The organism is Pseudolactococcus yaeyamensis (assembly GCF_054658615.1).
Map to the genome: position 1 here is coordinate 1 of NZ_BAAGGP010000007.1, position 26,414 is coordinate 26,414.

The window sequence follows — 26,414 nt, forward strand, 5'->3', positions numbered from 1 at the left end:
TGAAGTGGAGAAAGCCACTTTACAAGCACAATTGCAAGAGGCGCAGGCACAACTGCAGATGTCTCAATCAGAGAAAGGAGGTGAGTGAAATGTTAGAGAATATAAGTGAATTCTATCTACCGATTGTCGTTATCGCTTGCTTAATCGTTGGTTATTGCCTTAAAAAAATCGTGCCGCTGGATAATAAGTGGATTCCGACAGTCTTAGCTGTCACTGGTGCTGCTTTAGGTGTCATCTCAGCAGGACTATCATTGGAAACAGTCGTATATGGTGCATTGAGCGGTCTTGCTAGTACAGGACTGCATCAGCTATTTACACAAATTATCGAAGGGGAATCAAAATGACAAAAACAGTGCAAGAAGTAATCAATTTCTTATGGGTAAATAACACCTCAGGTGGTGTTGATATTGATGGTATCTATGGTAAGCAGTGCGTTGATTTGCCAAAAGCCGTGATGAATTTCTGCGGAGAGCCATCATGGAATAAGGCACGTGGTGATGCGATGGATGTGATTAACAATCTAGTGGCAGATGGTGTTGCGACGTGGGAGCCGACAAGCCAAAGCCGTATTAGAGTAGTGTCTGGTACAGGTGGCGTGCTTGACCCGACTTACGGTCATATTTGGATCGAAGTTGACCAGACAATCTTTCAGCAGCGCCCGACATCAGCTGTGCCAGTTGGGACATTTGGCGCTTTTAATAATCGAAAAGTCGCATATTTGAAGTGCATTACAGCTGATAAAGCAGCCGTTGCCCCAAGTCCATCTACAGGGTCGACAGGAACTGTGCAAGCAGGCACGTTAAATGTGCGAGATGCGCCAACTACAAGCGGTAAAGTTATGGCGACATACTCTAAAGGTGAGAAAATCTATAATCTAGCTTATGTCGGGGATAAAGACGGCTATTGTTGGTTTACTTATGTGTCAACATCTGGTGCTAAGCGGTATGTAGCAGCAGGTCGTGCCACTGGTAAAGCAGAAGCAGACGATTTCATTACTTTTTAAATTTGAATAAATGAAAAGAGCCTTTTGAGATGTTTTTTAGACATTTCAAAGGGCTCTTTTTTGTATTTAAAAGTTATTTTATATGGCGTAAAAATCAGAGTTTGTGAAATAAAAATTCTCATTCTTGATGAAACATTTTTCTCGTTCTTCGTGACGCGTTACATCTGCTACGATATACTCTGGAAGTTGTTGGTATTTATTTTGATAATGCGCTAAAAAGTCAGGTAAAGTTCTGGTATCAGTCGGATTGGGATAGACTTCATAGTCCAAAACATATTGATTTTCCGTCGCAATTTGAAGATTATAGGCAGCCTTAAGTTGACCATTTCTCATGTAGTCATCTTTCATTCGCATAAATGTCGCGTCTGTATCTGTTTTGGAATAGCTGTTTCGTGCGCCCATTATTTCAAAATCAGTTTTGTATTTTTCTTTTCTTAAAATGAAGTTAGCGACTTGTTTACGTGCTAATTTGATTGGCTTTCTTTTAGAACGCAAGGCTTTACGTTTCTGTCCGTTTGGCTCATGATCAATTTCTTGCGTGAGGTGCTCAACTGCTTGAGATAACTCATCTTCAATGACCATCAATTCTTGTGTTGATAATTCAGCTTCATTATCCAGTTCAATTGCAGGAATAATTTCATTGCTTAAAAGCTCTTGATAAAGGGCTTTAGACTTCTCAACAAGGGCATCACTAAAACGTTGAATGGATTTTTTCCAGACAAAAGTAAACTTGTTGGCATTAGCTTCAAGTTTTGTACCATCAATAAAAATGGCTGTTTCATCAATCATTTTTTCTTGAACAAGGAGATTTCTAAATTGTACAAAACAATCTTGAAGGATGGATGCGATAACGGTTGATTGTCCGATATGATGGTGTTTCGCCTTGTGCTAACCACATCATGCGGATACTATCATGAATGGCGTTCTCAATCTTTCTTCCCGAAAAAGTTGATTGGGTATAGGCACACAAAATCAATTTGAGCATCATTCTAGGGTGGAAAGAGGGACGACCTGTTTCTTGTTATAATTTTTATGCATAAAGAACAACTCCTGACTTTTGGGATTAGACACTTAATTGTACGGGATTTTATTCTTTTTGTCGAAAAGTTACACAGAAATAGGCTATGAACGTTTCCGATTAACATCAGAAATGATTCATAGCCTATTTTTTTAGAGGACTTTTGTCCCAGCCTCTTTTTTTGCACAATTTTCGGGATATCCAAAAAGGGAAACCGCATAGACAATGGGTTTTCCCTTTTGGAGTTTCCGACTGGGGAACTCCAAATAGGCTAGTCTAATCCGACTAGTCCAGAGGTTTAGATATAAATACATTCTAAAAAAATCTTTAAATACATATTGATGAAGAAGATATATAACAAAAAAACCATGAATCAAAAATACTTGTCAAAGTGAAAAAACTCTGCTATAATAAAATAGTTGTGAAAACAACATGACCGAAGACAGTTGGTGACATTCGTCGTAAATCCAACCGAGGACATTTATTTATTAGTTGATAATGAATTTTTGTACTCTCTATGTCTAGGTTGACGTGGAGTTTTTTTACGTCATCAAATAATAGAGGAGGAAAAACAAACAATGAGTGAAGCTACAATCGTTAAAAAAGCTGAGTTAGTTGACGTTGTTGCCCAAAAATTTGCAGATGCATCTGGTATCGTCGTTGCAGATTCTCGTGGACTTACAGTTGGACAAGATACTGAATTGCGTAAACAATTACGTGAAGCAGGTGTTGAGTTCAAAGTCATCAAAAACTCAATCTTGCGTCGTGCTGCTGAAAAAGCTGGCTATGCTGACCTTACGGATCAATTCGTAGGACCATCTGCCATCGCATTTTCAAACGAAGATGCAATTGCTCCAGCTAAAATCTTATCAGATTTCGCTAAAACAGCTGATGCACTCGAAGTTAAGGCTGGCGTTATCGAAGGCAAAGTATCTTCAAAAGAAGAAATCGCTGCTATCGCATCACTACCAAGCCGCGAAGGATTGCTTTCTATGCTCCTTTCAGTACTTCAAGCACCAGCTCGCAATGTCGCATACGCTGTCAAAGCTGTTGCAGACAAAGCAGAAGAAGCAGCTTAATTTTTCAAAGTACTTCGAAAATTTTGCCTTGCTAACTTTAAATGCGCGCAAGTCGCATCTTATCCTTGCACATTAAAATAAAAATTCTAAGGAGATTCCAACAATGGCATTGAACATTGAAAACATCGTTGCTGAACTTGAAACAGCAACTATTCTTGAACTTTCTGAGCTTGTAAAAGCAATCGAAGAAAAATTTGACGTATCTGCAGCAGCTCCAGTAGCTGTAGCAGGTCCTGGTGCAGCTGCAGCAGAAGAAAAATCTGAATTTGACGTTGAGTTGACTTCAGCAGGCGACAAAAAAGTTGCTACAATCAAAGCAGTTCGCGAAGCTACTGGTCTTGGACTTAAAGAAGCTAAAGATCTTGTTGACAGCGCTCCAGTTGTTATCAAAGAAGGTCTTCCAAAAGCTGAAGCTGAAGCAATCGTTGAAGCTATCGGCGCTGCTGGCGGTTCAGCAGGTCTTAAATAATCTTTTGATTATAAAGAGATATCCTTCGGGGTATCTTTTTTTGATTTTCTCTTGATTTTAAAGTCCATTTTTTGAAGTGGACTTTTTAGCTTTATAAATGATAAGCAATATGATAAACTAATAACAAATACTGGGTATCCATCATAATATAAAAAAAGTAGCAGTTGTTGGAGGAAGTTTATGAACATTTCACAAATGAAAAATTTAGGTGTAATCAGCGAAGCAAAATTAAATCAAGTCGGGTTGATGGATTCGGATGATTTGATTCATGTAGGTACCGAAAAGGCATTTTTACAGGTTCGTAATCTGGTAGATGACGGTGCTTGCCTCAATTTTCTCTTGGCTCTTGAGGGCGCTATTCAAAATATTCCCAAAAAAGAGATCACATCGGAACGAAAAACAGCGCTACAAGAGTGTGTTCAGAGAAATAAGAAATAATAGGAGAAATACTAAACATGACAGAATTAACTTTTTAAGTCTTTACAAGATTATTTAAATGTAAAATAAGAGGCGATATATCAAAGAAAAAATATCAGCAGTCCGTCAACAAGTGATTTATTTATCAAACTAGTTGAGGAAATTGGCGAAGTTGCTGAGGTTTTGAGTCAGTTGAAAGGCAATAAAGCAAATTCAGATGAGGCATCATTAAAAAATGAATTGGCTGATGTGATTCATTATGTTGTTGAGATTGCCAATGTCAATAACATTGATTTAGGAAAAGCGATTATCGAAAAAGATAAATTGGCGTCTATAAAGTACAATGAGTCTCCTAATTTAGCAGAGTTTTTGACGAAAGAATAATTGCTTTAAGATTGATCGAGATTGGCTTTATCATTGTATAGCTTAAAATTACCACCAACATCTTTCCGAAAAACTATAATTTTCTTGACAAATGTTCAGATATCCCTTATACTAGTCTTATGAAACGAGAACGTTTAATCGAAAATATCGAGGACTTAAAGAACGTTATGCCAGATTTCGTACTGGAATACTACCGTTCTAAGTCCGCTGTCCCATACTCACTCAATACCTTGTATGAATATCTCAAAGAATATCAACGCTTTTTTAGCTGGCTCATGGATGCTGACATCTCAAATGTCTCGAAAATGGCTGATATTTCCTTAGAAACCTTGGAAAAATTAACCAAGCATGACCTTGAAAGTTACATTTTATACCTACGTGAGCGACCAAGACTTAATACCTATTCGACGACCTATGGTGTGTCTCAAACGACAATTAATCGGACGCTTTCAGCTCTTTCTAGCCTTTATAAGTATCTGACTGAGGAAGTTGAGGATGAGAATGGTGAGCCCTACTTCTATCGCAATGTCATGAAGAAGGTCGCGACTCAAAAGAAAAAAGAAACACTTGCCTCGCGTGCAGAAAATATCAAAAATAAACTGTTTTTAGGTGATGAAACGCAAGGTTTTCTTGACTTTATTGATAATGAGTATGAATTAGACCTATCAAATCGTGCTAAATCTTCCTTTATCAAAAACAAAGAACGTGATTTAGCCATTATTGCACTGATTCTAGCATCGGGTATTCGGCTATCTGAGACGGTTAATGTAGACCTTAATGATTTGAACCTTAAAACTATGGTTGTTGACATCACACGAAAAGGTGGCAAACGAGATTCAGTCAACATTGCAAGTTTTGCTGCGCCATATCTGACGCAATATTTGGCAATTCGTGAGCAGCGATATCATGCTGATAAACGTGATGTGGCTTTATTTTTGACCTCCTATAAAGAGCAGGCTAATCGCATCGACAACTCTAGTGTTGAAAAAATGGTTGCCAAATACTCGAAAATCTTCAAAGTCCGCGTGACGCCTCATAAACTACGACATACCTTGGCGACAAGGTTGTATGCTGAGACCAATTCTCAAGTTTTGGTTAGTCATCAGCTCGGGCATGCCTCTACGCAAGTCACTGACCTGTATACGCATATTGTCAATGAAGAGCAAAAAGATGCCTTGGATAAATTGTGATGTCGACATCCTTATGTTAATAGGTTGCAGTATACCGAGAAAACGTTATAATAAAAAAATCACCTCATCTATCAAACTCAGGTGATTTTTTCTGGTTTCGAAAATAGATCTGCTAGGCTTTATTTTCGAAAAACTGCCAAATATAGCCAATGACAAGCCCAATTGCTGCTGGTACAATCCAACCCATACCAATTGAAAAGAAAGGAATGGTATACTTAGCAAAGTCCAGTAAATGCGTCATCACAACATTAGGATGTTCACCCTTCGGAATAGCATTAAACCCATCAAATATTGCCGTAATAAGAGTCAAGCCAGTTGTGACTTGATATACTCGTTTAGAATGATGAAATAAGGGACTAAACAAAGCTAGTATGATTAAAGTAATCGCAAGAGGATATAGGAACATCAAGACAGGAATTGAAATCTGAATCAAATTCGTCAATCCAACGTTCGCAAACAAACATGGTAGCACACTAGCCAAAATCACATAAAAACGGTAAGAAAATCTAGGGAAAAGCTCAACAAATGTTTCTGAAAAAGCTGTAATCAAGCCAACTGCTGTTTTCAAACAAGCAATAATAATAATTAAGGCCAAGATAATCGTTCCAAAAGTTCCCAGATAGTAATTTGAAATTTGAGACAGCGCAATCCCACCATTCTCACTGAGCGCGAACTTACCAAGACTCATCGTCCCTAAATAAGACAGACACGTATAGATAATCCCCATGAGTAGCACACTAATCCCACCTGCTTTGATCGTATCAATCGCAATCACCTTGGGATTGGTCACACCACGTTGACGAATGGTCGTGACGATGATAATACCAAAGGCTAACGCCGCAAGCGCGTCAAGCGTATTATACCCCTGGGTAAAGCCAGATACAAAAGGTGATGATTGATAGGCCTTGCCGACTACTGCTTGACTGATGCCACCCATTGGACGTGTAAAAGCGACAACAAGTAAAAATCCTAACAAAATCAGAAATAAAGGGTTCAAAAATTTCCCGATGTAATCTAAAATTTTTGAGGGCTTGCGAGAAAAGAACCAAGCAGCAAAAAAGAATAAAACACTAAAAACAGCTAAAACAGGTTTTTGTGCATTGTCTGAAAGAAAAGGTGACAGTCCGACTTCAAAAGAGGTGGTTGCTAAACGAGGTAAAGCAAAAAAAGGACCGATAACTAAATATAATAGCGTCGTAAAAATATAAGCGTACTTGCGATTAATACGTGATGCCATATCAAAAAGACCAGAACTTTGAGAAAGACCAACCGTAATAATACCTAAAAATGGCAAGCCAATACCGGTCACCAAAAAGCCAAGATTAGCTTGAAAGATAGCAGAACCTGCTTCTTGTCCCATATGAACAGGAAAGATTAAATTTCCAGCACCAAAAAATAATCCAAATAACATTGAACCAATCAGTAAATAATCACTGATTCTTAGTTTCTTATCCATAAAACTCCCTTATAAAATAATAGTATCTTATATAGAATAGCAAAATGTTGTTTAAATTACAAAACACTTGGTTAACTGATCCAATTATTTTAGAAAACAAAAAAAGTTTACATAAATAAAACTATGTAAACTAATGTAAGTTCTATGATTTAGGCATCAACCTCAACTTTATAAATCCAGCCTTCTGGTGCTTCCACGTCACCTTTTTGAATACCTACAAGTTCGTTGTAAAGTTTATGAGTAATTGGTCCGACTTCTGTTTCGCTATAGAAAACATGATAATCATCACCGTTTTGAATGCCACCAATAGGTGAAATTACTGCTGCTGTCCCGCAAGCTCCAGCCTCAGCAAATTTCTCTAGGTCATCGACATAAACATCGCCTTCATAGGCTTTCAGTCCTAACCGATGTTCTGCTAGATATAACAGAGAATACTTAGTAATTGACGGTAAAATTGAAGGACTAAGTGGTGTCACAAATTCATTATCCTTGGTAATCCCAAAGAAATTAGCTGAGCCGACTTCTTCAATTTTCGTATGTGTTGAAGGATCCAGATAAATGACATCAGAATAACCAGCATCATGTGCTTCTTGACCTGGCAGAAGACTGGCAGCATAGTTACCACCTACTTTTGCTGCCCCAGTTCCATGTGGTGCAGCACGATCAAAGTCTCGTGAGACGATAAACTTAGTTGGTGCTAACCCCCCTTTGAAGTAATTACCAACGGGCATGGCAAAAACAGTAAAAATATACTCTTGTGCAGGTTGGACGCCAATAATATCACCAACGCCAATCAGGAGAGGACGCAAGTAAAGACTACCACCACTTTCATAAGGTGGCACATACTCATGGTTAGCTTTAACGACTGCTTTAGCAGCATTGATAAAAAGCTCAGTCGGTACTTGTGGCATTAACAACCGGCGCGCAGTTCTTTGTAAGCGTTCAGCGTTTTGGTCTGGGCGAAACAATTGAATCTCACCAGATTTCGTCCGATAGGCTTTCAATCCTTCAAAGGCTTGTTGGCCATAATGTAAGGCAGGAGATGATTCAGAGAGATGTAGTGTGGCATCTTCTGTTAAACTCCCCTCATCCCATTGACCATCTTTAAAGTGGGCAATGAAACGATAGGGCAAGTTCATATATTCAAAACCAAGATTTTCCCAATCAATATTAATCGTCATAAACAACCTTTCATCTGTCAAGCAATCAATGGATTTCTGAAACCCATCTTATCTAAAAATTTGTTATACTTATTTTAGTCCTTTTTGCGCCTTTTTGCAAGAATTTACTACAATTTTCTGAAAATTATTGATTAGGAGTGTCTATTTTGAAATACTTACACCTAGAAAATCTATTTGATGTTGCAGTGGAAAAAATCATCTACGTCATCATCGCAAGTATACTGTTTTACGTCTTCTATCGTATTTTAAGACGAATTATCAAGCATTTATTTGATAATTATAGTCGCATTAACATTGCTGATAGTGCGCGTGTTCTAACACTTTCACGCCTAACCTTGTCAGTATTTCAGTACCTCACCGTTTTTCTCTATATCTATACGATTTTAGGTATCTTTGGTCTACCAGTTGCAAGTTTACTTGCTGGTGCTGGGATTGTCGGTGTCGGTCTTGGCTTTGCTGGACGAGATTTGATGACCGATATTATCAATGGCTTTTTCATCATTGTCGAGCACCAAGTCAATGTCGGCGATACCGTCAACTTCAAGAATCTGGATATTACAGGAACCGTCACTGTCATTGGTATCCGTTCTTTGACCCTCACAACTGGAATGGGTGCCTTGGTTTTCGTACCAAATCGCAACATTACCGCACTTGCCAACCTTTCACGACTTGACCATTATATTTTTCTGGATATGCCAGTTACCTCTGAAAATGTCGCAGACGTCAAGGAACGCATGCTAAAGGTAAACGAAAACTACCCGAACACAGAATTTGTGGGTGTTCAGATAGCTGAAGAAAAAGTGTATTTGCGGTCTCAACTGACTGGTCCATATCTTGAAATTTCTGAGCTGAAAGCTCAGATTCTATCTCAATACTATGGCTTAGATGTTTAAATATGATGATCCATTGATTTGATTGGTTCAAAAGATTGACGATGAATATCTGTGAAGCCTTGCTTAGCAAGTGCTTCCAGATGTTTTTTTGTCCCATAACCAGCATTGTGTGCAAAATCATAGCCAGGATATTTTTGCTCATAATCGCTCATAATTTTATCACGTGTCACCTTAGCAACAATCGATGCTGCCGCTATGGACATGGACTTAGCGTCTCCTTTAATCAGAGAGGTTTGAGGGATATCAATAGCCAAAGACATGGCATCAATCAGCAGATGTTCTGGCTTAATCTTTAGATGCTCAATCGCCTGTAACATGGCGAGTTTGGTCGCCTCATAGATGTTGACCTGATCAATCACATGATTATCAATAATGCCGATGCCAACTGCTAATGCTTCTGTCATGACACGGTCATAAACTGCCTGATGTTGTTTTTTTGGAATTTGTTTGCTGTCGTTGAGGCCTGTAATCTTACAATTTTCAGGTAAAATGACGGCTGCTGTGACAACTGGTCCTGCTAGTGGTCCGCGGCCGACTTCATCAATGCCAGCGATTAATTTGATATTTTGGGCATAGAGTTGCCGTTCATAGGCTAGCAGGTTATCAAGCCTTGCTTCTTCATCAAGTGCTGCTTGGATGTTGCGTTGTCGCTTGATGATTAACTTTTGGACACCTTGCCGTGTATCGTGTGACCACTGCTCAAATAGGGGGTCTGATAGCGTTTGCGCTGTTTTCAGTAATTCGCTAACTGCTTTAATCGTTGTCATCTTGCGTATCCTCTTTGTCAAGGTCTGACACACGGTCGAGGGTATAAGTTCCTAGCTTACTATCACGAACATCTTTGATAAATAAGTCGTAAAAACGGTCGTAATCATCTCGAAAACCATATTTTTGAGTCAACAAGACAATTAAATCAACAGCTGATAAGCTCATTTGCTCATCTGTTAATTTAAAACGTTTTTGAAGTTCAGTTGGATAATTTGTTTTGAAGAAATCCAGACCGAAAATTGTAATTTCGTCTTTTGGAATCAAATCGTCTTTAATAGCCCCAGTTAGCGCTAGTTTCAAGCCAACTCTTTGGTCCTCAAATTTTGGCCAGAGGATACCCGGCGTGTCTAAGATTTCCAATTCTTCATTGGTTTTCAGCCATTGTTGCCCTTTGGTAACCCCTGGTTTATTCCCTGTAATGGCAATTTTTTTACCTGCTAAACGGTTCATAAGGGTTGATTTACCAACGTTAGGGATACCGATAATCATTGTTCTAATCGCTTTATTTTGAATCCCACGCTCAGAGGCACGTTTGAGTTTTTCCGCAAGAACTTCTTTAGCAGCCTTGGTCAGTTTTTTGACAGTTTGCTGTTCTTTCGCATTAATTTTAACAGCCAAAATGCCCTGCGCTTCAAAATAATGAACCCATTTTTGAATTTCCAGGTCATCGCCTAAATCTTTTTTGTTAATGATAACAAGACGTGGCTTAGTGCCGATAATTTTATCAAGCATAGGGTTACGGCTTGACAAAGGCAATCTGGCATCCACCAACTCCATCACCAAATCAACATGTTTTAAATTTTCCTGAACCTGTCGACGTGCTTTGGACATGTGACCTGGAAACCATTGGATTACTACCATTTCTTATAACTCCTTTTGTACCAAGGATTGATGGCCTTGGTGTCTCTGTTTTTTGTAAATAATGGGCGAAAAAGTACCGAAACTGCCAAATAATGAACAAAAATTTAGCTCACTAAACCCAGTTCTTTTGTTATTTTATCGAGTGCTTTAACTGAATCTGTTTGATCCAGTGCTTTTGAAGATTGATGTGTGTAAGCTGATAAAGTCAATCGGTTTGCATGACCAATTCTTGCAAGAATTTCACGTTCACTGACAGTAGAATCTTGTAAATAGGTTGCTTGAATGTGACGATAAGAATGAGTTACAGCATTTTTAGTCCACTTAAAACCATAGAGTGTTTCACACTTTTTATCTAACTCAACATTCATGCGTTGGAGTTGATTATAGAAACTATTTTGACTAATTGGAGAACCGTATTCAGTTCTGAATATGAAGTCAAAATCAAAATCAGAGTGCCTATAATATCCTTTATTATTAGGATGATTTTTTAGATATTTTTCAATATAAGCATCTAGCTTTTTGCTACGTTCAATAGCATTTTTAACAGCACCTATTGCTACTTTAGGCAGAAGTACAGTTCTTACAGAAGCCTCCGTTTTTGTCGTATCAATATAATAATCTTCAGGAGATAAGTCGTGTGTCTGTAATGATTTATCTATTCTGACCGTATTAGATTTAAAATCAAAATCTGCTTCTGATAAGGCAGTTGCTTCGCCAACTCTCAAGCCGCATAGTCCCATAAATAAAGCCAAGTCACGATAATTTTGATTTCGTCTGTGCAACAATCTATTGATAAGGGCAGCGAATTCATATGGCTCAAGATATTTAGCGTCACTACATTCCCTTTTTTGTTTCTTTTCTTCAGCAGTTGCACGAAGTCGAATATCTCTACTTGGTGAATAAGGAATTAAATCATTATCTACAGCATGATCAAATATTTTATTTAGCGTTGACTTGATATGTTGCATGGTAGAATGAGTTGATTTATATTTTATTTTATATTCACGGAGTATGTTGACAAGCAGTCGCTTAGTGATTCTTTCGATTAAATAATCATCTGGAATTAATTCAGTAATTCTTTTCAAAATCATCAGCTCACGATTAACAGTTACTTTTTAACGGTTGGTTTCCAAATGAAGAGCCAGTCATCACGTAGCTGAGCAAATGTCTTAATTTCTTCGCTAGAATAGCTATAAAGATATTTACCCACAACCTCATCAATCTTATCCTTTAGATCCCTTTCAGCTTGCTTCCTTGCTTTTGAGGTGTTTTGATAATATGTAACAGTAAGACGTTTTTTCTTCCCTGTTAACGGTTCTATAAAGTCTTCTAAGACTAAATATCGTGTTTTTCCTTTCTTTGAAGTTCTTTTTTCATAATACATATTATATTTTTCTCTTTCATTATTGATAAAGAAAAATGATGAAATGTAATACTCTATTAGTATTTCAATTCTATCATATTTTTAACTAATTTTCAGGTACTAATGACGTTGTTTCCAAATCAAAAATTTTAAAAATATTTCAAAGTTTACATAAACCAATTTATGTGTTGGATTGATAACTCCATCGCGAAATTGTTTGCTATCACGCATTTCTGAAAGCCAACGATTAAGCGTATAAATGTTTAGGCCTTCAAATCGTTTGATAAGTGCCTGCTTATCACCCCATTCAGCAATACTATTTTCAACTGGTACATATTTTATTTTCATCCTTACTACCTCTTTTATATTCTTGCAAATGCTAAAATTGACTTGTTATTTCTTTAAAAGTCAACTTCTTGATTGGAAGCGATTTTTCCATATATGAAATATTTTAATTTCGTATATTTATCTATAATAAAAAAGTCAAAACACGATTTATTTCGCATTATCATGGCTTCAAGCCAGTCGTCCTTTTAAGGACGATAAGAAAACCACCCGTTTTACGGGTGGCTAACCAGACTTATAGTCCCCATTTTCTTATTCCTAGTATAATAAGAGTGTTCAGGCTCTCAAAGAAAGGAATAAGAAAATGGCAAAATCTAGTTACAGTTTATCACATACAAAATGGATGTGCAAATACCACATCGTATTTACATCAAAATATAGACGGAAAGTCATTTATAACAAAGTCAGATCATGTTCACATGTTAGTCGTCATGCCACCCAAAATTTCAGTGTCAAGCTTTATGGGTTATCTAAAAGGAAAAAGGTCACTCATGATTTTTGACCAGTATGCTAATTTAAAATATAAGTATGGTAATCGAAAATTTTGGGCAGAAGGTTATTATGTTTCAACCGTTGGGGTAAATGAAAAAACAGTTGCTAAATATATACGTGAGCAAGAGAAACGCGATATATCAATTGATAAATTAAGCGTTAAAGAGTATGAGGAGCCGTTTAGCGATGGTGTATTTCGTACAAAATAAGCCCGTTTTGACGGGCTAAGAAAGTGACAATGGCAATGGAGCCTGAACAGCGAGAAGGCCAGCGACTTTAGTCGCAGTCGGTAATCCGTGGGTGGAGCCCACAGTGCAAGTCACCCGTTTTACGGGTGGTTTTGACTTTGACTCAGTTCCTTATTTATTATTCTCCATCCTCCTCAATCGTGGCAATTGTTTCGTCGTAGCAGCACTTATACCATTCTCTGATTTCAGCATGACAAACTTTACAAGTCATTGAATAAACTCTAAATTCATCTACATCATCAAAAATTTGATCATCAAACTCAGTACTCTCACAATTTGGACAAACACCTTCTCTATGACCTAAAATTTCTCTACTCATGTTACTTACCCTTCAATTTTTTCATAGTCATCTTCTTCTTTGAAAGTAGCTATTGAATTGACATAAACCTTTTTATAACGTTCCTCAACTTTTGCACCACAATTAAGACATTGACTTACATACTTTTGAAATTTATCATATTCACCATAGCTGTCATAAGATTCTAAATCGCTGCTTAAGCATCTTGGACAGTGATTTTTTGTTTTTTTTACAATTTTTGTCATATTTAGTACTCCTATCCAAAAAATGTACGAATTGTTTCTTTTGCAATTTCAATTAATTCATCCAAATTTCCATCTAAATACTCCATATACTCATCCGATGCAATCTCTCTGATACAAATTTCAGAGTATAAGATATTCTCAACATAATTTTCTATAGAGGTAAATTCTGAACCATCATACCAACTCGTATCTACATTGATAGATTCGCCTGAGGGAATGTTATTCCAGTAATCATAAGCCGCCTTCAAACCATAGGTATCCACATAACTTTGAACATTATGCTCAAATTCTTCCGCGTATGCTTCACCGTCCGATATATAGTCCAGAAAACTTCAATCTATTAAATTATTAACTGTTGCTACAAGGTGATGTTTAAATCTACTTGTTTCTTCTTGACTTAATTTTGATATCAAAAATCTTCCTTAAAATCTTTCAAAAGCACTCTAAAGAGACTTTCAAAAATCGGTACAGGAATACTATTGCCAGCCTGTTTATAAAGCTGAGTTTTACTTGACACTTTAGCTGCAGCTTCAAAATCATCTGTAGAGTACCTTTGTAACAACCAACACTCTTTTTCAGTCAGTACCCTATATTTTCCATTACCTAGATCAATCACGCCACTATTGGGTACGCGATCTTGACTTGTTGTAATTGTATAAACCTTGTCATCAATAATTTTTAGGTAGCCTTTGAATTTCTTTTTTTCCGAAGGTGACCCGATTCGATCAAGCATACTTGGCGCTTTAATCGTATATTTCTCATCTACATTCGTTTCTATGAAATTTGAGAGTGGACGCATAGGTAATCGTCCCACTGAGTTGAAATCAAACGCCTCACCATTTAGGATAGAGATCGTAAAAACACGCTCACGTTGTTGTGGTAGTCCAAAATCCAGTGCATTTAAAACCGCATAAGAATTGGTATAACCCAAACACTCCATTTCTCGTAGGTACTTGTTGAAATTCTCATTCATACTTTTAAATAGGACAGCTTTGACATTTTCCCAGCTCACAATTTTAGGCTGCCATTTACCGAAATTCTCAATGATTTTCAGCGTTTCCCACATTAAACTTGATCTGGTTCCACTCCCCGCATCCGCACCTAGATGCCGTCCGGCAATTGAGATGTCTTGGCAAGGTGATTCGTGTATCAAAATGTCAGGTTTCAGCTCCCAATCAATGACCGATTGTGTTTTGTATTTTAAGTCTGATGCAAAAATGGCATTATAAGAGGCAACTGCTTTCGCATCAATTTCGACATAATCTATTGATTTAATATCAATGCCAAGATTGCGTAGCGCAACTCTCGGACTACCAATCCCACCAAAAAGTTCTAAAATTTTTATTGTCATATTATCTGCTTTCTTTTTGCATTATTTATCCAATATATTCTACCCAGCATCCATCTAAAAATTTACCTTGTGATGACAATGCTATATCCCTGCCAAGAGATTTATAATCAATATACGATTCAATGGTATTCCCTAGATAAGTTCGGGGAAATTCTACGTCGAGATCTTCAATGTAAGCCTGCCCCAAATCATACTCATTTTCAATATCTGAATTGATCATAAAATTTTCACAGTTCTCTATCAAATCTGGTACTGAATCGCTAAAATAATCAAGTAGTTCACTCATGTTATTCCAGACGACATCTGGAATTTCTGTTTCTTCAATCAATTCCGCAATCTCATTTAATGTACCAATATCGTCATATTCACTAATCTTAAACGGGGCTTCATAATCATGAATCGCTCATTCTTCATACCTCTCATTCAATCCAATTTTCTTGCGAATTTCAGACATTTCAGTTGGCAATGTAAACCATGCCCCTTGAAGAATCCCCTCGTTATATTTTCCAAGATTTGAAACCCAAATATTTATTTCTTGGCTCATTCATTACTCCTCTTTTCAATTCTCAGTATTCAAACATTACTTATTAAAGGTCAATAAATAATCTCCTGATAAATCATCAACTGTTCCCAACGGCGATTGCCCAAAAGACTGTTGAACAAGTAAACCTTGAATCTGTTGACCCGCAGTAACACCAATTATCCGCGTCTTCCCCACCGAATAGCTTTGAATATCAACCACTTCCGAACCCACGTTTGTGACTTGTGGCACACCACCTGTGATTCTAATTGTTGCTGTGCCATTATTATGGACTGTCACAATTAGCTGTCCCGTTTGAATCCCTTCAGCCTGACGACCATAGCTAGGAATAGATAAAATATCCTTAAAATAATAATCAAAGGTGGTTACATTACCTTCCTGGCTATTAAATGTGAGTGAGGTAATCTCATTTGCGGATGGTAAGCCGTCGTGATATAACGGACTACCAGTTGTGCCACAGCGATTAACAACCTCTGCACTAACACTTATAATCGGTGCACTTGTGGTACAACATTTTCAACAGCTGTACCTTTGTCGATAACGGTGGAGGCAGGATCTGATTGAGAAGTTCTCTCGGTTTTTGAGTTTGAAGTTTCACCCATTTCAATCGTTTTCTGGCTTTCAGTTTCAGATGCGACAACTTGCTTTTTCGATAGTTGAGACCATTTCAACCCTGTTTTTTCATCACTTGGACTTTGAAATTTTTTAGTATTTTCTCCCCCGCTAATCTGTGCTAGGATCAAGAAACCAACACCAAACAAAAACACAACACTACTCACAAAATATCGTTGAGTAATTGTTGTGCTACTAATTCTCTTAATCATACTAATCATTATTTGCTTAATATTTTTCATTTCTCACCTCTTTCAAGTTCCTCCAAATAGCGTTCCTTGATATTTTCCAATGCCAACTCAATTTCTTCTTGATGATCCAATACTGCATGATTCGCAATCACTAGACTATCTAAATTATATTTCCCGAGTTGATTACTCTCAATTAATGTTAAATCTTCCTCAAATAAAAAAGTATCAATCCCCACCATTTTCGAGTAAATATTCCCAACGTTGACGACAATAAAAGGGCGCTTTTTAATCGCTACCCCAATCGTCACATTTTCTATTTTTTTGAGTCGATATTCACGCTCAATCTCAAAGGAGGTCGCAACGAGTGTATTAAATTCATCTGCCATTTTACCTCACTTCATTCAATACTTATAACCTTGTACTTCTAATGCTTTAAGCAGTTTACTTTCTTCTTCCTGTAAATAGTCAACACACGCATTGAATTTAGAGACAAAATTTTTAACGAAAGTGCTAGTATAATCAATATCACCTAAAGACTCTTTTTCTACCACTTCATAAACACAATCATAAATCGTTATTTCATCTACGGAACAACCTAATAATCCCCAATAGACTAAAGCACCGTCGTTATCGCTATGTTCAAAAGTAACACCCAACAATCCAATATCATAATCACTTGCTAAGGAAAACAGTTTTTCTGCGACTTCCTCTTGAAGTTTTTCGGGTACGCCCATTTCATCCATAGTGTCATAAGTCCATAAATAGGAATCTTCATTTAGCTGATCGTAAATCAGACTTGCTATTGCTTTAATGTGACTATTTATTGTCATCTGACTTTCCTCACTTTCCTGATACATACAAAAGTTCCATTTTCTTAAATTTTGGGCAACAAAAAAGCCTTGATTTTTTCAAGACTTACACATTTATTTTTTCTCTACTTACTCTCTTCTCTTTTTTCGCTTCGTCTAACCACCTCTGGAACATTAATAGTCGGTAAGATTATTGTAGGATAAGAGGAATTTGATTGAGAAGTTAATGTTGATATGATACTTCTAGCATATGGAAATAAAATTGCTATCCCATTTTCTTTCAAATAATCGTCCATTGAAAGTTCAAGCTCATTTTCTTCAGGTACATACTCAAATAGCCCATTGATAACAATATCAATGTAAAATGGAGAATCTTCAGATTCCAAATCCCCAATCTTGACATTGAACAACAAATTTTTAGTATTAACATCATCCGTAGGAATTATTGTATAATTAAAAACCGGATTCAAGTTAAGTTTTTTTATCTTTTTATCAAATAAGGTATTCTCTTGAAAAAACATTTTATTAACTGTATAATTTTTAAATTTCAAAACAGTCACTATGCCACCTCTTTTTTCATAGGATAAAAAATACAATCATCAGAAGAGAAACTGATGTTAAATTGAAGTGCTTCAGAAGTCATGCCACCTAAATCAATGCTCCCTTTTTCAATCTTTGATATTTTTGCAATTGCTTTATCGTATTCCTCAATAGAAATTGAGGTATACCCTGATTCCATATCCAAGTAGGTATCAAAATCTACGCCAATAGCTTCTGCTAACTCAAGTTGATTGAAGCCTAGCTGAATTTTTTTCTTAATAATAATAAGTGATTTTTCATATTGTGGCGTTGAAGTGAGTTCTTGAACAAAAGGGTCTTCCATCAATAAATCTAATAAAGAGTTTTTCATATCAGTTACCTATCCAATCTTTTAAAGTATTATCATTCAGAATACTGCGTCTTATAGCATTCGATTCTTTTTTTAGATGAGTCGTCTGATCAACAATTGATCTATCCACCATTTTTTTAAAACCGTACGTCAATATCACAGCATCATCAACGAAAGATAACCCAAAAAACAATATTCTGTGATGCTCTTTAGAACCATTAAATCTGATTTCAAAAATACTATTTTCTCCATCACCGTCATCCCTCAACTGTTTTATAATAATTGTCCAGTATCTCTTTCCGCTATTCCTATCTCTAATACGAATAGAATATTCTAAACTCTGTGTACTAGGTAATTGAATTATTTCGTCAGAACTCTCGGGGTATTCCAATTGATCAATTATGCCATTAGTTATAGTGAAATGATTGAAGTGTGCTAGCATCTTTAAGAAAAGTTCTTTTAAACAATCTTCCGACCAAATAACACGCCTCATATATAAGGTAGAGCTAGATGTTCCCTATCAGCTTCCGAATTAGGTTTCACTATATACTTAAATTTCAAAAAACAATCTCCTAAACATATATTGAAAAACCTACTCGCTTACTGAATTGTATCATCTACAGTATATCATATAAATTTAATTTTTTGTTGACAAAAGAAAATTATTTTATATATGTCTCGCATTCACTTTCCCCATACATACAAAAATTTCCTAGCCTCATCAGCCGAAAATACGTGATAAGAAACAGTCAACCGTGCAACACCTTAAACTAAAAATACATCGGAAAAATAATGATTTTCCCAATGTATTTCTTTTTCATTTTTATGTTTATTCTTCGCTCTGCAAAATCACCATATCATTTTCGTCAAATGCCCAATTTGGATTGTGGGCGACTTCCCAATAATAACCATTAGGATCAGTGAAATAACCGCTATAACCACCCCAAAACACTTTAATGGGTTCCTTAACAACATTTCCACCTGCACGACGCGCAAGTTCAATTACTTGGTCCACTTCTTTTTGACTTTTAGCATTATAGGCCAGAGTGATACCAGCAAATCCTGTTGCGATTTTAGGGGGATTTTCTTCATCAATATCTTCTGCTAATAAATCCAGGGGATATAGCTCAAATTTTGTACCATTTGTATTGAAAAATATTACGTCGGGATTATCCTCTTTGATATTTGTCTCAAAACCAAGACCATCACGATAAAAGTGAATCGATTCGGTCATATTTTTTACACCTAGACAGATAATATTAATTCTATTCATGTCGAACTCCTTCTTATTCTATAATTGTGCCTATTGGTTGTTGGAGATTAATTGTTATGAATCATTTCTAAAAGTTTCGCTTCAAAATCCGTAGCATCATGTTCAGTCAATCTAAGGATTGCCATGAGAGGGATAGCCGTCTCTACATCAGCCATTACATAATTTCCTTTCTTGACAATTGCCTTCAAGTATTTGTTAGCTAGTCTTTGAGCATATTGTTTCAAAATAATATAGGTTCGTGCAATATCTAATACTGGATTACCTAATTTAGCATTGACCCAATCAATGATGTAATAGTCAGTATGATCATACATAATGTTTAAGAAATGAATATCAAAATGACAAAGTATAGGCTTCTTTTCAATTTTTGATAGTAGTGAGAAACCAATATTTTTAAGTTCTTCATCAAGCCTTGACTCTTTTATCTGCTTTTCAAATTCATCATGTGCTTGACTCAATTTTAAATTATTATAGTTATGAATTGATAATTGAATATCAATAAGGTCTTCTAAAGCATGCTTATATTTCTCTTTGCGCATGCGGTCCCCAATTGTGTACCCATCGATATAATCCATTTTTATTTCTTTTGACTCTTTTATCAATTCCATTTTCGGAACAAGTAACTGCGTATTTTTTAGAATCTCTTGTTGGATGTTCACTTCATACTCTACCCATGACAAAGGGTACTCGTCAGAAAAAGTTTTGTATGCTATTCCGTCTTCTTCATAAATCTTCGATATCGCACCTGAGCCTATTAATTTTCTACTTGTATTCACTGTAATCCTCCTCACATAAATCTTCGATCTCATACCAATTATACAAAAATTAAACACATCACGCAAACATTTTTGGATAACAGTCGAATTTTAACAAAGCAATAAATTGAACTCGTCGGAATTTCCGACAAATTGCTGTTTTCAAAAAACCATACTTAGCAGCCTTGTCTCTATCCTGCCCATGACGCTTTGAGCAATTTGATTTAATAAAATACGACGCACTTTTTCGCGCTTCTTCCTATCATCAGGAATGATAAATCTCAACTTTCGTACTAACTACAGTTCTAACTTATTCATCACCTCTACCACAGATACACAAGTTTTATCAAAATCAATATTTTTCGCATAATCAAAACTTCACTGATACTCCGCCCATTGTTCTTGAATGAAATCACTTTTGTCATTTTATCGCCAATCGTCACGTCAAGCTTCAACGGAACAGACATAGGTGAAAAATTTCCGGATAAATGAAGGCTATACCTTCACGTTCAACAGCGAAATTCGTTTGACTAATCGTTCTAGCATATCGGTTTGTAGGATCAATTGAGCAGAAGTTCTATTTTCTTTCGAAATATTCTTCACAATTGATTTAAATTGCATCGCATTTTTCAAAGTAATACCTCCAAGTATGTTCTGACTTTTGCTTCAACTTTTAATAATTTGGCATACTCTGGACTACTTGGTTTTCTTCTGAAATGATTTTACAAGGTAATCCCTTTCTTGAAAATCGCAATTTCTTGGTAGCCATTGCGTTCATTTTTAGCAAGCTCACCATTTGCAATGTCCAGCACTTTAGTTACAAATTCACGTAGGACATCTTCTTTTGATTGCGATAAAAACACTCCTGCATCAAAGTCAATCCAATTAGATTTATGAGTGGCAAGTTCTGTATTAGAAGATACTTTAATTGTCGGTACAAATGTCCCAAATGGATTGCCACGACCTGTTGTAAATAAAATCAGATGACAACCACTGACAGCTAAAGCGCTGGCTGCAACTAAATCATTACCCGGTGCTTCTAATAGATTCAGACCATTTTTTTTCAATTTATCCGTATAGTTCAAAACATCAACGACTTTGGCATTACCGCTTTTTTGTGTACAACCAAGTGATTTGTCTTCAAGCGTTGTAATCCCTCCTGCTTTATTGCCCGGACTTGGATTTTCATAAACAGGTTCGTTATTGGCAAGGAAATAGGATTTAAAATCATTAATCATGGTGACAATTTTTTCAAATACTGCTTGATTTTCGGCACGGCTCATTAAAATTTCTTCTGCCCCAAACATTTCAGGCACTTCTGTTAAGACACTTGTACCACCATGATTGGTCAAGTAATCTGAAAAAAGTCCTAAAAGTGGGTTGGCTGTAATGCCAGAGAAGCCATCAGACCCACCACATTTGAGTCCAACGCGTAGTTTGGAAATCGGCACAGCAGTCCGCTTGTCTTGTTGCGCATGTTTAGCAATTTCTACTAAAAGTTGGATCCCATCTGCGATTTCATCTTCGCTCATTTGGGCGATTAAGAATTTGACACGATTTGGATTTATGCCACCCATTTCTTCAAGTCTAGTCTTGAACGCATCTATGGTGTTGTTTTCGCAGCCCAGACCTAGAACAAGTACACCCCCAGCATTTGGATGCATCGTTAATCTTGCCAAAAAATCTTTTGTCTGTTCATGGTCTTTTCCTAATTGCGAACAACCATAAGGATGTTTGGGGATAATTTGATTGTCAAAAATGCTTGATAATTCCGGATAGTCTTTTGAAAATGTATCCAAAATTCGTTGCGCTGTTTGATTAACACAGCCAACTGTCGGGACAATGTATAAGTCTTCACGAATGCCAACTTCACCGTTTTCTCGTGTATACCCTTGAAAAGTTTGCCTATCATCATTTGTCAATTGAAAAGTTGATAGAGTAACAGGTTTATAGTCATAATTTTTCACATCATTCAGATTAGTTTTGACATTGTGAGTATGAATCCATTCTCCTGCAGCAATATCTTGCGTTGCATGACCTATTGGAAAACCATATTTTAGAATATTTTCTCCTGATTTTATCGGCTTGATCGCCAACTTATGCCCGAAATGAATGTCTTCAAGCGCTGTAACACCTGCGATTTCAATTCCTTTGCTAACATTTTGTAGAATCACGACGACATTGTCGTTGGGATTAATTTTCATGTAATTTTTACTCATAGGCGCTCTAACACACTTTCTATTGGTTCGTCTGCTGAAAATATTGCTTCATCCTGATGCAAAGCATAATAATCTTCCAAGGCTTGCAGTGCCTCATTGATAGCTAGGGGTTCCTGACCAAACTTTTTGCGATAATCCAATAAACTTGGCAACAATCTGGTCTTAAATTTTGACACACTATTTAAGGCGATATCTTTCAACTGATGATGTAAATATGGATTCAGATAGCGTTCGATAACTTCTGAGGCATAAAGACGAACTTCCGCTTCTGGCAAATCAATCAACGGTATCATCTCATCATATAATCGCTCAATATAAGCTTTTCCGAATTCACTGCTGGTAAATTCTGCAACCTCTTTGATATTTTTCAATAAGCCAACCATTGCCATAGCAGTATGAGCGCCATTTAATAAACGCACTTTACGCTCCCTATAAGGTGCTAAATCTTGCACAACAATAACATTAAGTCCGATTTTTTCAGCAGGCCAAATCGATCGTACCTTTTCTTCTTCTGCTTGTTTAGCTTCAATTGCAAAAAACATGAAAGGTTCAGTTTGTGTCGCTTCACTATCAGTATAAGCAAAATCAGTTTCTAATGGTGCTGAAACAATTCGGTCAACTAAGGTTGAAACAAAAATATTTTCTGATATCAACCATTCAATAAATGAATCACCCAAATTCCAGTTTTTCGCGTGTCGTATGATGTATTTTTTTAATTGCTCACCATTTTTTTCAATCAATTCACAAGGCAGAATCAAAAGACCTGATAATTCTGCTAAATAACGTTTGTATAAAAATGCTGTCAATTTAGCTGGAAAACTCTTTGGACATTCCTCTAAAAAGTTCACTTCTTTTTCATCCATCCATGTAATGCCTGCTTCAGTCGTGTTGCTGGTAATCACTTCAAGCGTTGATAGGCTTGCAAGGTTCAAAAATGATTGGTAAGCTTCATAAGGATTGACCACTTCCTTGATTACTGTTATCACTTTTTCTGCATTTGTTGCGATACCTTCTTTTATCCCTGCAACTTTAACTGTATAAAGATTATCTTGTTCCTTTAGTGCATCAATTCGACCTGTTTTTAAAGGTTGCACAACTGCTACACTCCCATTAAATAAGCCGTTTTCATTCATTTCTTCAATTTGTAGTTCAATAAATGAACGCAAGAAACGTCCCTCGCCAAATTGCACCACTTTTATCGGATAATCTTTTCTTTTTTTGATTAATGTTTTTTCGCTTAATCTCATTTTGTTCCTTTCCTTGTACCGTTATTCGGTCAAGCTTATCGGTTATAGTAACTCTTTAAGTGTCACACTTTGCCCAGTCGCAATAGACTGATTGGCGGCTATCCCTGTTAAAATACTCATCACGCCATCTATATGGTCAGCGCTTCTATTCCAAATATCTTCAGTTTTCTCACCGAAAATATCTTGCAAAAGAATCGGATCGCCGCCACCATGTCCACCAGCCATTTCAGTGATGTCTACTTGATAAGATGGCGCAAAAAGTGGATAAACAGTTATCTCTTGAAATGCTAAGGCACCTTCGTCCTCTTTTTTACCACCAGCATTGACATAAGATTTTTCAATAATCGTCATCTCAATCCTACCTTTACTACCATTGAATGCTACTTTAAATCCCTCATAGGGCATATAGGCATTGAGTGAATAGCTCAGCATGGCATTATTTTCATATTGAACGGTAACAGCCATGGTGTCCTCAATCGAAATATCATCTGAAAAAACACTTCGGTCACGGATATAACCACTATCTTCTTCTGCCTTTAAATATAGCTCGCGCAATTCCTTGCTGCTCTCCAAGTCAAGTGCAAAAGGATCACGCTTAGCAGCTTCACTGCCGTAGGCACGTGCATAAAACTCTTTTACGCCACGTTGTTCTGCATTTTTCATGCCATAAAAATTAAGCGCGCCAAGAGCAAAGACTTTTTTAGGGACAGTTTGCAACCAAAAATTAACCAAATCAAAATGGTGTGTGGACTTATGCACCAAAAGACCACCGCTATTATATTTATTGCGATGCCAACGCCTGAAATAATCGGCGCCATGAGATGTATTCAGTAACCATTCAAAATGAACCGAAAAGACCGTGCCTATCGTGTCTTGGGCAAGCAATTCCCGAATTTTTGTATTATGCGCAGCATAACGGTAATTAAAGGTCACTCGTAAGTTCCGACCGGTTTCTTTTTGAGCTTTAAGAATCGCTTTGGCTTTTTCTTCGTCGATTGTGAGTGGTTTCTCACACACAACATCGTAGCCTTTCCTCATCGCACGGATAATATAATCATGATGTGTACGATCAACGCTTGTCACAATCACACAGTCAGGTTGCAAATCATCTAGCATTTGCTCAAAATCGGTATAAAAATAAGTCGGTACTTTAGGGCAACCATATTTTTCATGAATCACGCGATTGGCATAAGCCATACGCGTCTGTGAGACATCACAAAAGCCAACGATTTCACTTGTCTCTTTGAAATCTTTCGCAATTGCTTCATAATAAAAACGTGCTCTACCACCTGTTCCAACTTGAACATATCTTTTTTTCATCTCGACCTCTTTCATTTATCACTTTAGTTACGCTTAGCTTTTATCTAATAAAACACGAATTTCAACCAAAATACCAAGTTGGGATATCTGGAAAAAATCGTGTTTTTTAGATAATTGAGCTAAAGATGTCAAGACAACATTGACATACAATATTGTCCCACCTTCTCTAGACTGATTATTTTGCCTCTTTTACTTTCTCTTTAGCAAAATCATAGATTTCTTTTGCAGCAGCATCTGGTTTCATTTCACCAGCAATCACTTGTTGTAAAAGCAAGAGATACTGGTCACGGATAATCGCATTATTAGGATTTTCAACTGTGTTAATCTCTGAATTACCTTTTTCGCCAACCAGTTCAATATAGTCAAAAGTCGATTTCAAAGTATCTGTTGCATCTTTCTTCAATTCTTCACGGACTTTTTCCATGATTGGCACACCACGTTCGCCATTTAAAATTTTATTGGCCTCAATATCATTTTGGAAGAAATTGATAAATTTAGCAACTTCTTCTTTATACTTCGAATTTTTAGCAATACAAAGCATTTGTGAACTCATAAGAGCTGTACTACCCACATCTTCTTTACGTTTTGGTAATGTGATTAATTTGATTTCCCGATTAGCAGCTTGTCCAAGGGCATTGACTTGGTTACTGGCAATCCATTTCATAGCACTTTCTTTTTTGACAAGGTATGAATTTTCAATGTCTTTTACTTCTGCAATAGCACCACTATCAGGCATTGCACCAGCATCTACAAGGGTTTTTCGCATTTTAAAATATGGTGAGAGGAGATTTGATTTGTCAAAACCTAACTTAGCATCATCATCTTTGTCATAGAAGTTAAGGCCACCACCATATTGTCCTACCCCAACACTTGCACCGGGATAGAAATCATCCAATTGTTCCAATTCAAATCCATAAATGTTTAATTTTTCCTTAATTTTCAAACAAATTTTTTCAAAATCTTCCCATGTCCAATCAGTCGTCGGTTCTTCAATACCTGCTTTTTTAAATAGTTCCGGATCATAGGCAATAGCATAAGCATTCATCCCATTAGAAAGCCCTAACTGTTTACCATCACGTTGTGTTGTTTTCAGGTAAGCTTCTGAGGTATCTTTCGTATCAATCAATCCTTTGTCAATATAAGTATCAAGAGGTTCAATATTATTCAAATAAGCTGGGTAGTTTCCTGCAATTTGCCAAATATCCCACACTTTATCTGCGGCTGTTGCAACATTTAATTTTGTTACATAGCCATCAAAATCGTAAAATTCTGGTTCGATTTTGACATTTGGATTTTGTTTTTCATACATGTCAATCACTTTAACTGTCGCATCATGGCGTGCTTGGGAGCCCCACCATGCCATTGTCAATTTTACTTTGTCGCCATCTCCAGAGGTCTTTTCCTCTTTTTTAGCCCCACAACCTACTAAAATACTAGTGGCAATGCCTGCTACTGCCAATACTTTGGCTACTTTTTTGATTTTCTTCATTTTTTTCT

At 36.7% G+C, this 26,414-nt stretch carries 33 protein-coding genes, 3 pseudogenes and 1 other annotated feature; of the genes and pseudogenes, 10 read left to right on the plus strand and 26 right to left on the minus strand.

The genetic code is table 11. The features are described 5' to 3' along the window. Positions 1-89: 89 nt before the first annotated feature. On the plus strand, positions 90-344 hold the full coding sequence (locus ACYQ21_RS02565; RefSeq protein ID WP_460054824.1) for a phage holin family protein: 255 nt from the start codon (positions 90-92) through the stop codon (positions 342-344). After that, positions 341-1,003: an SH3 domain-containing protein gene (locus ACYQ21_RS02570; protein WP_460054826.1), complete on the plus strand. Its 663-nt coding sequence runs from the start codon at positions 341-343 to the stop codon at positions 1,001-1,003. Before ACYQ21_RS02565 ends, ACYQ21_RS02570 begins: the two co-directional genes overlap by 4 nt. 162 nt (positions 1,004-1,165) lie before the next feature. Here the strand turns inward: ACYQ21_RS02570 and ACYQ21_RS02575 are convergent. After that, positions 1,166-2,024: pseudogene (locus tag ACYQ21_RS02575) on the minus strand (transposase); the annotation flags it as partial. Positions 2,025-2,439: 415 nt separating this feature from the next. After that, positions 2,440-2,573: a sequence feature (ribosomal protein L10 leader region), on the plus strand. A 26-nt stretch (positions 2,574-2,599) separates the two neighbouring features. On the opposite strand from ACYQ21_RS02575, the gene rplJ reads away from it, so the two are divergent. The 5 genes from rplJ to xerS all read left to right on the plus strand — a co-directional run bounded on the left by rplJ (position 2,600) and on the right by xerS (position 5,560). Next, entirely contained in the window at positions 2,600-3,100 is a 501-nt protein-coding gene (gene rplJ / locus ACYQ21_RS02580; RefSeq protein ID WP_460054827.1) for a 50S ribosomal protein L10, read from the plus strand. 103 nt (positions 3,101-3,203) lie between these two features. Next, entirely contained in the window at positions 3,204-3,569 is a 366-nt protein-coding gene (gene rplL, locus ACYQ21_RS02585; protein ID WP_460054828.1) for a 50S ribosomal protein L7/L12, read from the plus strand. A 180-nt stretch (positions 3,570-3,749) separates the two neighbouring features. Continuing rightward, positions 3,750-4,007: a TfoX/Sxy family DNA transformation protein gene (locus ACYQ21_RS02590; RefSeq protein ID WP_460054831.1), complete on the plus strand. Its 258-nt coding sequence runs from the start codon at positions 3,750-3,752 to the stop codon at positions 4,005-4,007. Between the two features lie 75 nt (positions 4,008-4,082). Beyond that, positions 4,083-4,370: a MazG nucleotide pyrophosphohydrolase domain-containing protein gene (locus ACYQ21_RS02595; RefSeq protein ID WP_460054928.1), complete on the plus strand. Its 288-nt coding sequence runs from the start codon at positions 4,083-4,085 to the stop codon at positions 4,368-4,370. Positions 4,371-4,489: 119 nt separating this feature from the next. After that, entirely contained in the window at positions 4,490-5,560 is a 1,071-nt protein-coding gene (gene xerS, locus ACYQ21_RS02600; RefSeq protein WP_460054833.1) for a tyrosine recombinase XerS, read from the plus strand. A gap of 112 nt (positions 5,561-5,672) precedes the next feature. Here xerS and brnQ read toward each other — a convergent pair whose 3' ends face one another. Beyond that, complete coding sequence (gene brnQ, locus ACYQ21_RS02605; RefSeq protein WP_460054835.1) at positions 5,673-7,016, minus strand: branched-chain amino acid transport system II carrier protein; 1,344 nt, start codon at positions 7,014-7,016, stop codon at positions 5,673-5,675. Positions 7,017-7,165: 149 nt separating this feature from the next. After that, complete coding sequence (locus ACYQ21_RS02610; RefSeq protein WP_180747596.1) at positions 7,166-8,197, minus strand: branched-chain amino acid aminotransferase; 1,032 nt, start codon at positions 8,195-8,197, stop codon at positions 7,166-7,168. A gap of 137 nt (positions 8,198-8,334) precedes the next feature. On the opposite strand from ACYQ21_RS02610, the gene ACYQ21_RS02615 reads away from it, so the two are divergent. After that, positions 8,335-9,090: a mechanosensitive ion channel family protein gene (locus ACYQ21_RS02615; RefSeq protein WP_460054837.1), complete on the plus strand. Its 756-nt coding sequence runs from the start codon at positions 8,335-8,337 to the stop codon at positions 9,088-9,090. On the opposite strand, the gene ACYQ21_RS02620 is transcribed toward ACYQ21_RS02615, so the two are convergent. The 5 genes from ACYQ21_RS02620 to ACYQ21_RS02640 all read right to left on the minus strand — a co-directional run bounded on the left by ACYQ21_RS02620 (position 9,087) and on the right by ACYQ21_RS02640 (position 12,430). Continuing rightward, positions 9,087-9,857 (minus strand): ribonuclease HII, encoded by a 771-nt coding sequence (locus ACYQ21_RS02620; protein WP_460054839.1) that lies wholly within the window; start codon positions 9,855-9,857, stop codon positions 9,087-9,089. The two genes, ACYQ21_RS02615 and ACYQ21_RS02620, sit on opposite strands and share 4 nt — an antisense overlap. Next, positions 9,844-10,719 carry a ribosome biogenesis GTPase YlqF gene (ylqF, locus tag ACYQ21_RS02625; RefSeq protein ID WP_460054841.1) on the minus strand — a complete coding sequence of 292 codons (876 nt, stop codon included), beginning with the start codon at positions 10,717-10,719 and terminating at the stop codon, positions 9,844-9,846. The genes ACYQ21_RS02620 and ylqF overlap by 14 nt, the downstream gene beginning before the upstream one ends. A 104-nt stretch (positions 10,720-10,823) precedes the next feature. Further along, positions 10,824-11,810 (minus strand): tyrosine-type recombinase/integrase, encoded by a 987-nt coding sequence (locus ACYQ21_RS02630; RefSeq protein ID WP_460054842.1) that lies wholly within the window; start codon positions 11,808-11,810, stop codon positions 10,824-10,826. 17 nt (positions 11,811-11,827) lie between these two features. Next, positions 11,828-12,103, minus strand: coding sequence for a hypothetical protein (locus tag ACYQ21_RS02635; RefSeq protein WP_460054844.1), 276 nt, complete (start codon positions 12,101-12,103; stop codon positions 11,828-11,830). Between the two features lie 99 nt (positions 12,104-12,202). Then, on the minus strand, positions 12,203-12,430 hold the full coding sequence (locus tag ACYQ21_RS02640) for a DNA-binding protein (RefSeq protein WP_138491701.1): 228 nt from the start codon (positions 12,428-12,430) through the stop codon (positions 12,203-12,205). Positions 12,431-12,731: 301 nt separating this feature from the next. Between ACYQ21_RS02640 and ACYQ21_RS02645 the strand changes: the two are divergent. Both ACYQ21_RS02645 and tnpA read left to right on the plus strand, forming a co-directional pair. Beyond that, positions 12,732-12,827 (plus strand): annotated as a pseudogene (locus ACYQ21_RS02645) (IS200/IS605 family transposase); the annotation flags it as partial. After that, positions 12,805-13,128, plus strand: coding sequence for an IS200/IS605 family transposase (tnpA, locus tag ACYQ21_RS02650; RefSeq protein ID WP_460054929.1), 324 nt, complete (start codon positions 12,805-12,807; stop codon positions 13,126-13,128). The pseudogene ACYQ21_RS02645 and the gene tnpA, both read left to right, overlap by 23 nt. A 157-nt stretch (positions 13,129-13,285) precedes the next feature. Here the strand turns inward: tnpA and ACYQ21_RS02655 are convergent, their stop codons facing one another. The 18 genes and pseudogenes from ACYQ21_RS02655 to ACYQ21_RS02740 all read right to left on the minus strand — a co-directional run bounded on the left by ACYQ21_RS02655 (position 13,286) and on the right by ACYQ21_RS02740 (position 26,406). Further along, complete coding sequence (locus ACYQ21_RS02655) at positions 13,286-13,486, minus strand: hypothetical protein (protein WP_460054846.1); 201 nt, start codon at positions 13,484-13,486, stop codon at positions 13,286-13,288. Between the two features lie 5 nt (positions 13,487-13,491). Continuing rightward, entirely contained in the window at positions 13,492-13,710 is a 219-nt protein-coding gene (locus tag ACYQ21_RS02660; protein WP_460054849.1) for a hypothetical protein, read from the minus strand. An 11-nt stretch (positions 13,711-13,721) separates the two neighbouring features. Continuing rightward, a complete protein-coding gene (locus ACYQ21_RS02665; protein WP_460054851.1) occupies positions 13,722-13,973 on the minus strand; it encodes a hypothetical protein in 252 nt (83 codons plus the stop codon). 146 nt (positions 13,974-14,119) lie between these two features. Beyond that, a complete protein-coding gene (locus ACYQ21_RS02670) occupies positions 14,120-15,061 on the minus strand; it encodes a DNA cytosine methyltransferase (protein WP_460054852.1) in 942 nt (313 codons plus the stop codon). Between the two features lie 25 nt (positions 15,062-15,086). Beyond that, a pseudogene (locus ACYQ21_RS02675) lies at positions 15,087-15,605 on the minus strand (antirestriction protein ArdA). Between the two features lie 36 nt (positions 15,606-15,641). Continuing rightward, positions 15,642-15,881, minus strand: a complete 240-nt coding sequence (locus tag ACYQ21_RS02680; RefSeq protein ID WP_460054854.1) for a hypothetical protein — start codon at positions 15,879-15,881, stop codon at positions 15,642-15,644. A gap of 206 nt (positions 15,882-16,087) precedes the next feature. Beyond that, on the minus strand, positions 16,088-16,456 hold the full coding sequence (locus ACYQ21_RS02685) for a hypothetical protein (RefSeq protein WP_460054855.1): 369 nt from the start codon (positions 16,454-16,456) through the stop codon (positions 16,088-16,090). Beyond that, entirely contained in the window at positions 16,453-16,791 is a 339-nt protein-coding gene (locus tag ACYQ21_RS02690) for a hypothetical protein (protein ID WP_460054858.1), read from the minus strand. Before ACYQ21_RS02690 ends, ACYQ21_RS02685 begins: the two co-directional genes overlap by 4 nt. Positions 16,792-16,806: 15 nt before the next feature. Beyond that, on the minus strand, positions 16,807-17,235 hold the full coding sequence (locus tag ACYQ21_RS02695; protein ID WP_460054861.1) for a hypothetical protein: 429 nt from the start codon (positions 17,233-17,235) through the stop codon (positions 16,807-16,809). 104 nt (positions 17,236-17,339) lie between these two features. Continuing rightward, complete coding sequence (locus ACYQ21_RS02700; protein WP_460054862.1) at positions 17,340-17,774, minus strand: protein-export chaperone SecB; 435 nt, start codon at positions 17,772-17,774, stop codon at positions 17,340-17,342. Beyond that, on the minus strand, positions 17,774-18,124 hold the full coding sequence (locus tag ACYQ21_RS02705; protein ID WP_460054865.1) for a helix-turn-helix domain-containing protein: 351 nt from the start codon (positions 18,122-18,124) through the stop codon (positions 17,774-17,776). The genes ACYQ21_RS02700 and ACYQ21_RS02705 overlap by 1 nt, the downstream gene beginning before the upstream one ends. Before the next feature lies 1 nt (position 18,125). Next, positions 18,126-18,596, minus strand: coding sequence for a hypothetical protein (locus ACYQ21_RS02710; protein WP_460054867.1), 471 nt, complete (start codon positions 18,594-18,596; stop codon positions 18,126-18,128). A gap of 336 nt (positions 18,597-18,932) precedes the next feature. Continuing rightward, positions 18,933-19,376 (minus strand): VOC family protein, encoded by a 444-nt coding sequence (locus ACYQ21_RS02715; protein WP_460054869.1) that lies wholly within the window; start codon positions 19,374-19,376, stop codon positions 18,933-18,935. A gap of 47 nt (positions 19,377-19,423) precedes the next feature. Further along, positions 19,424-20,152 carry an aminoglycoside phosphotransferase family protein gene (locus ACYQ21_RS02720; RefSeq protein WP_460054870.1) on the minus strand — a complete coding sequence of 243 codons (729 nt, stop codon included), beginning with the start codon at positions 20,150-20,152 and terminating at the stop codon, positions 19,424-19,426. 701 nt (positions 20,153-20,853) lie between these two features. Then, on the minus strand, positions 20,854-22,350 hold the full coding sequence (locus ACYQ21_RS02725; RefSeq protein ID WP_460054872.1) for a UxaA family hydrolase: 1,497 nt from the start codon (positions 22,348-22,350) through the stop codon (positions 20,854-20,856). After that, a complete protein-coding gene (locus ACYQ21_RS02730; RefSeq protein ID WP_460054873.1) occupies positions 22,347-23,597 on the minus strand; it encodes a tagaturonate reductase in 1,251 nt (416 codons plus the stop codon). The genes ACYQ21_RS02725 and ACYQ21_RS02730 overlap by 4 nt, the downstream gene beginning before the upstream one ends. A gap of 42 nt (positions 23,598-23,639) precedes the next feature. Further along, complete coding sequence (locus tag ACYQ21_RS02735; protein ID WP_460054875.1) at positions 23,640-24,917, minus strand: Gfo/Idh/MocA family protein; 1,278 nt, start codon at positions 24,915-24,917, stop codon at positions 23,640-23,642. A gap of 175 nt (positions 24,918-25,092) precedes the next feature. Next, positions 25,093-26,406 (minus strand): ABC transporter substrate-binding protein, encoded by a 1,314-nt coding sequence (locus ACYQ21_RS02740; RefSeq protein ID WP_460054877.1) that lies wholly within the window; start codon positions 26,404-26,406, stop codon positions 25,093-25,095. Positions 26,407-26,414: the final 8 nt, after the last annotated feature.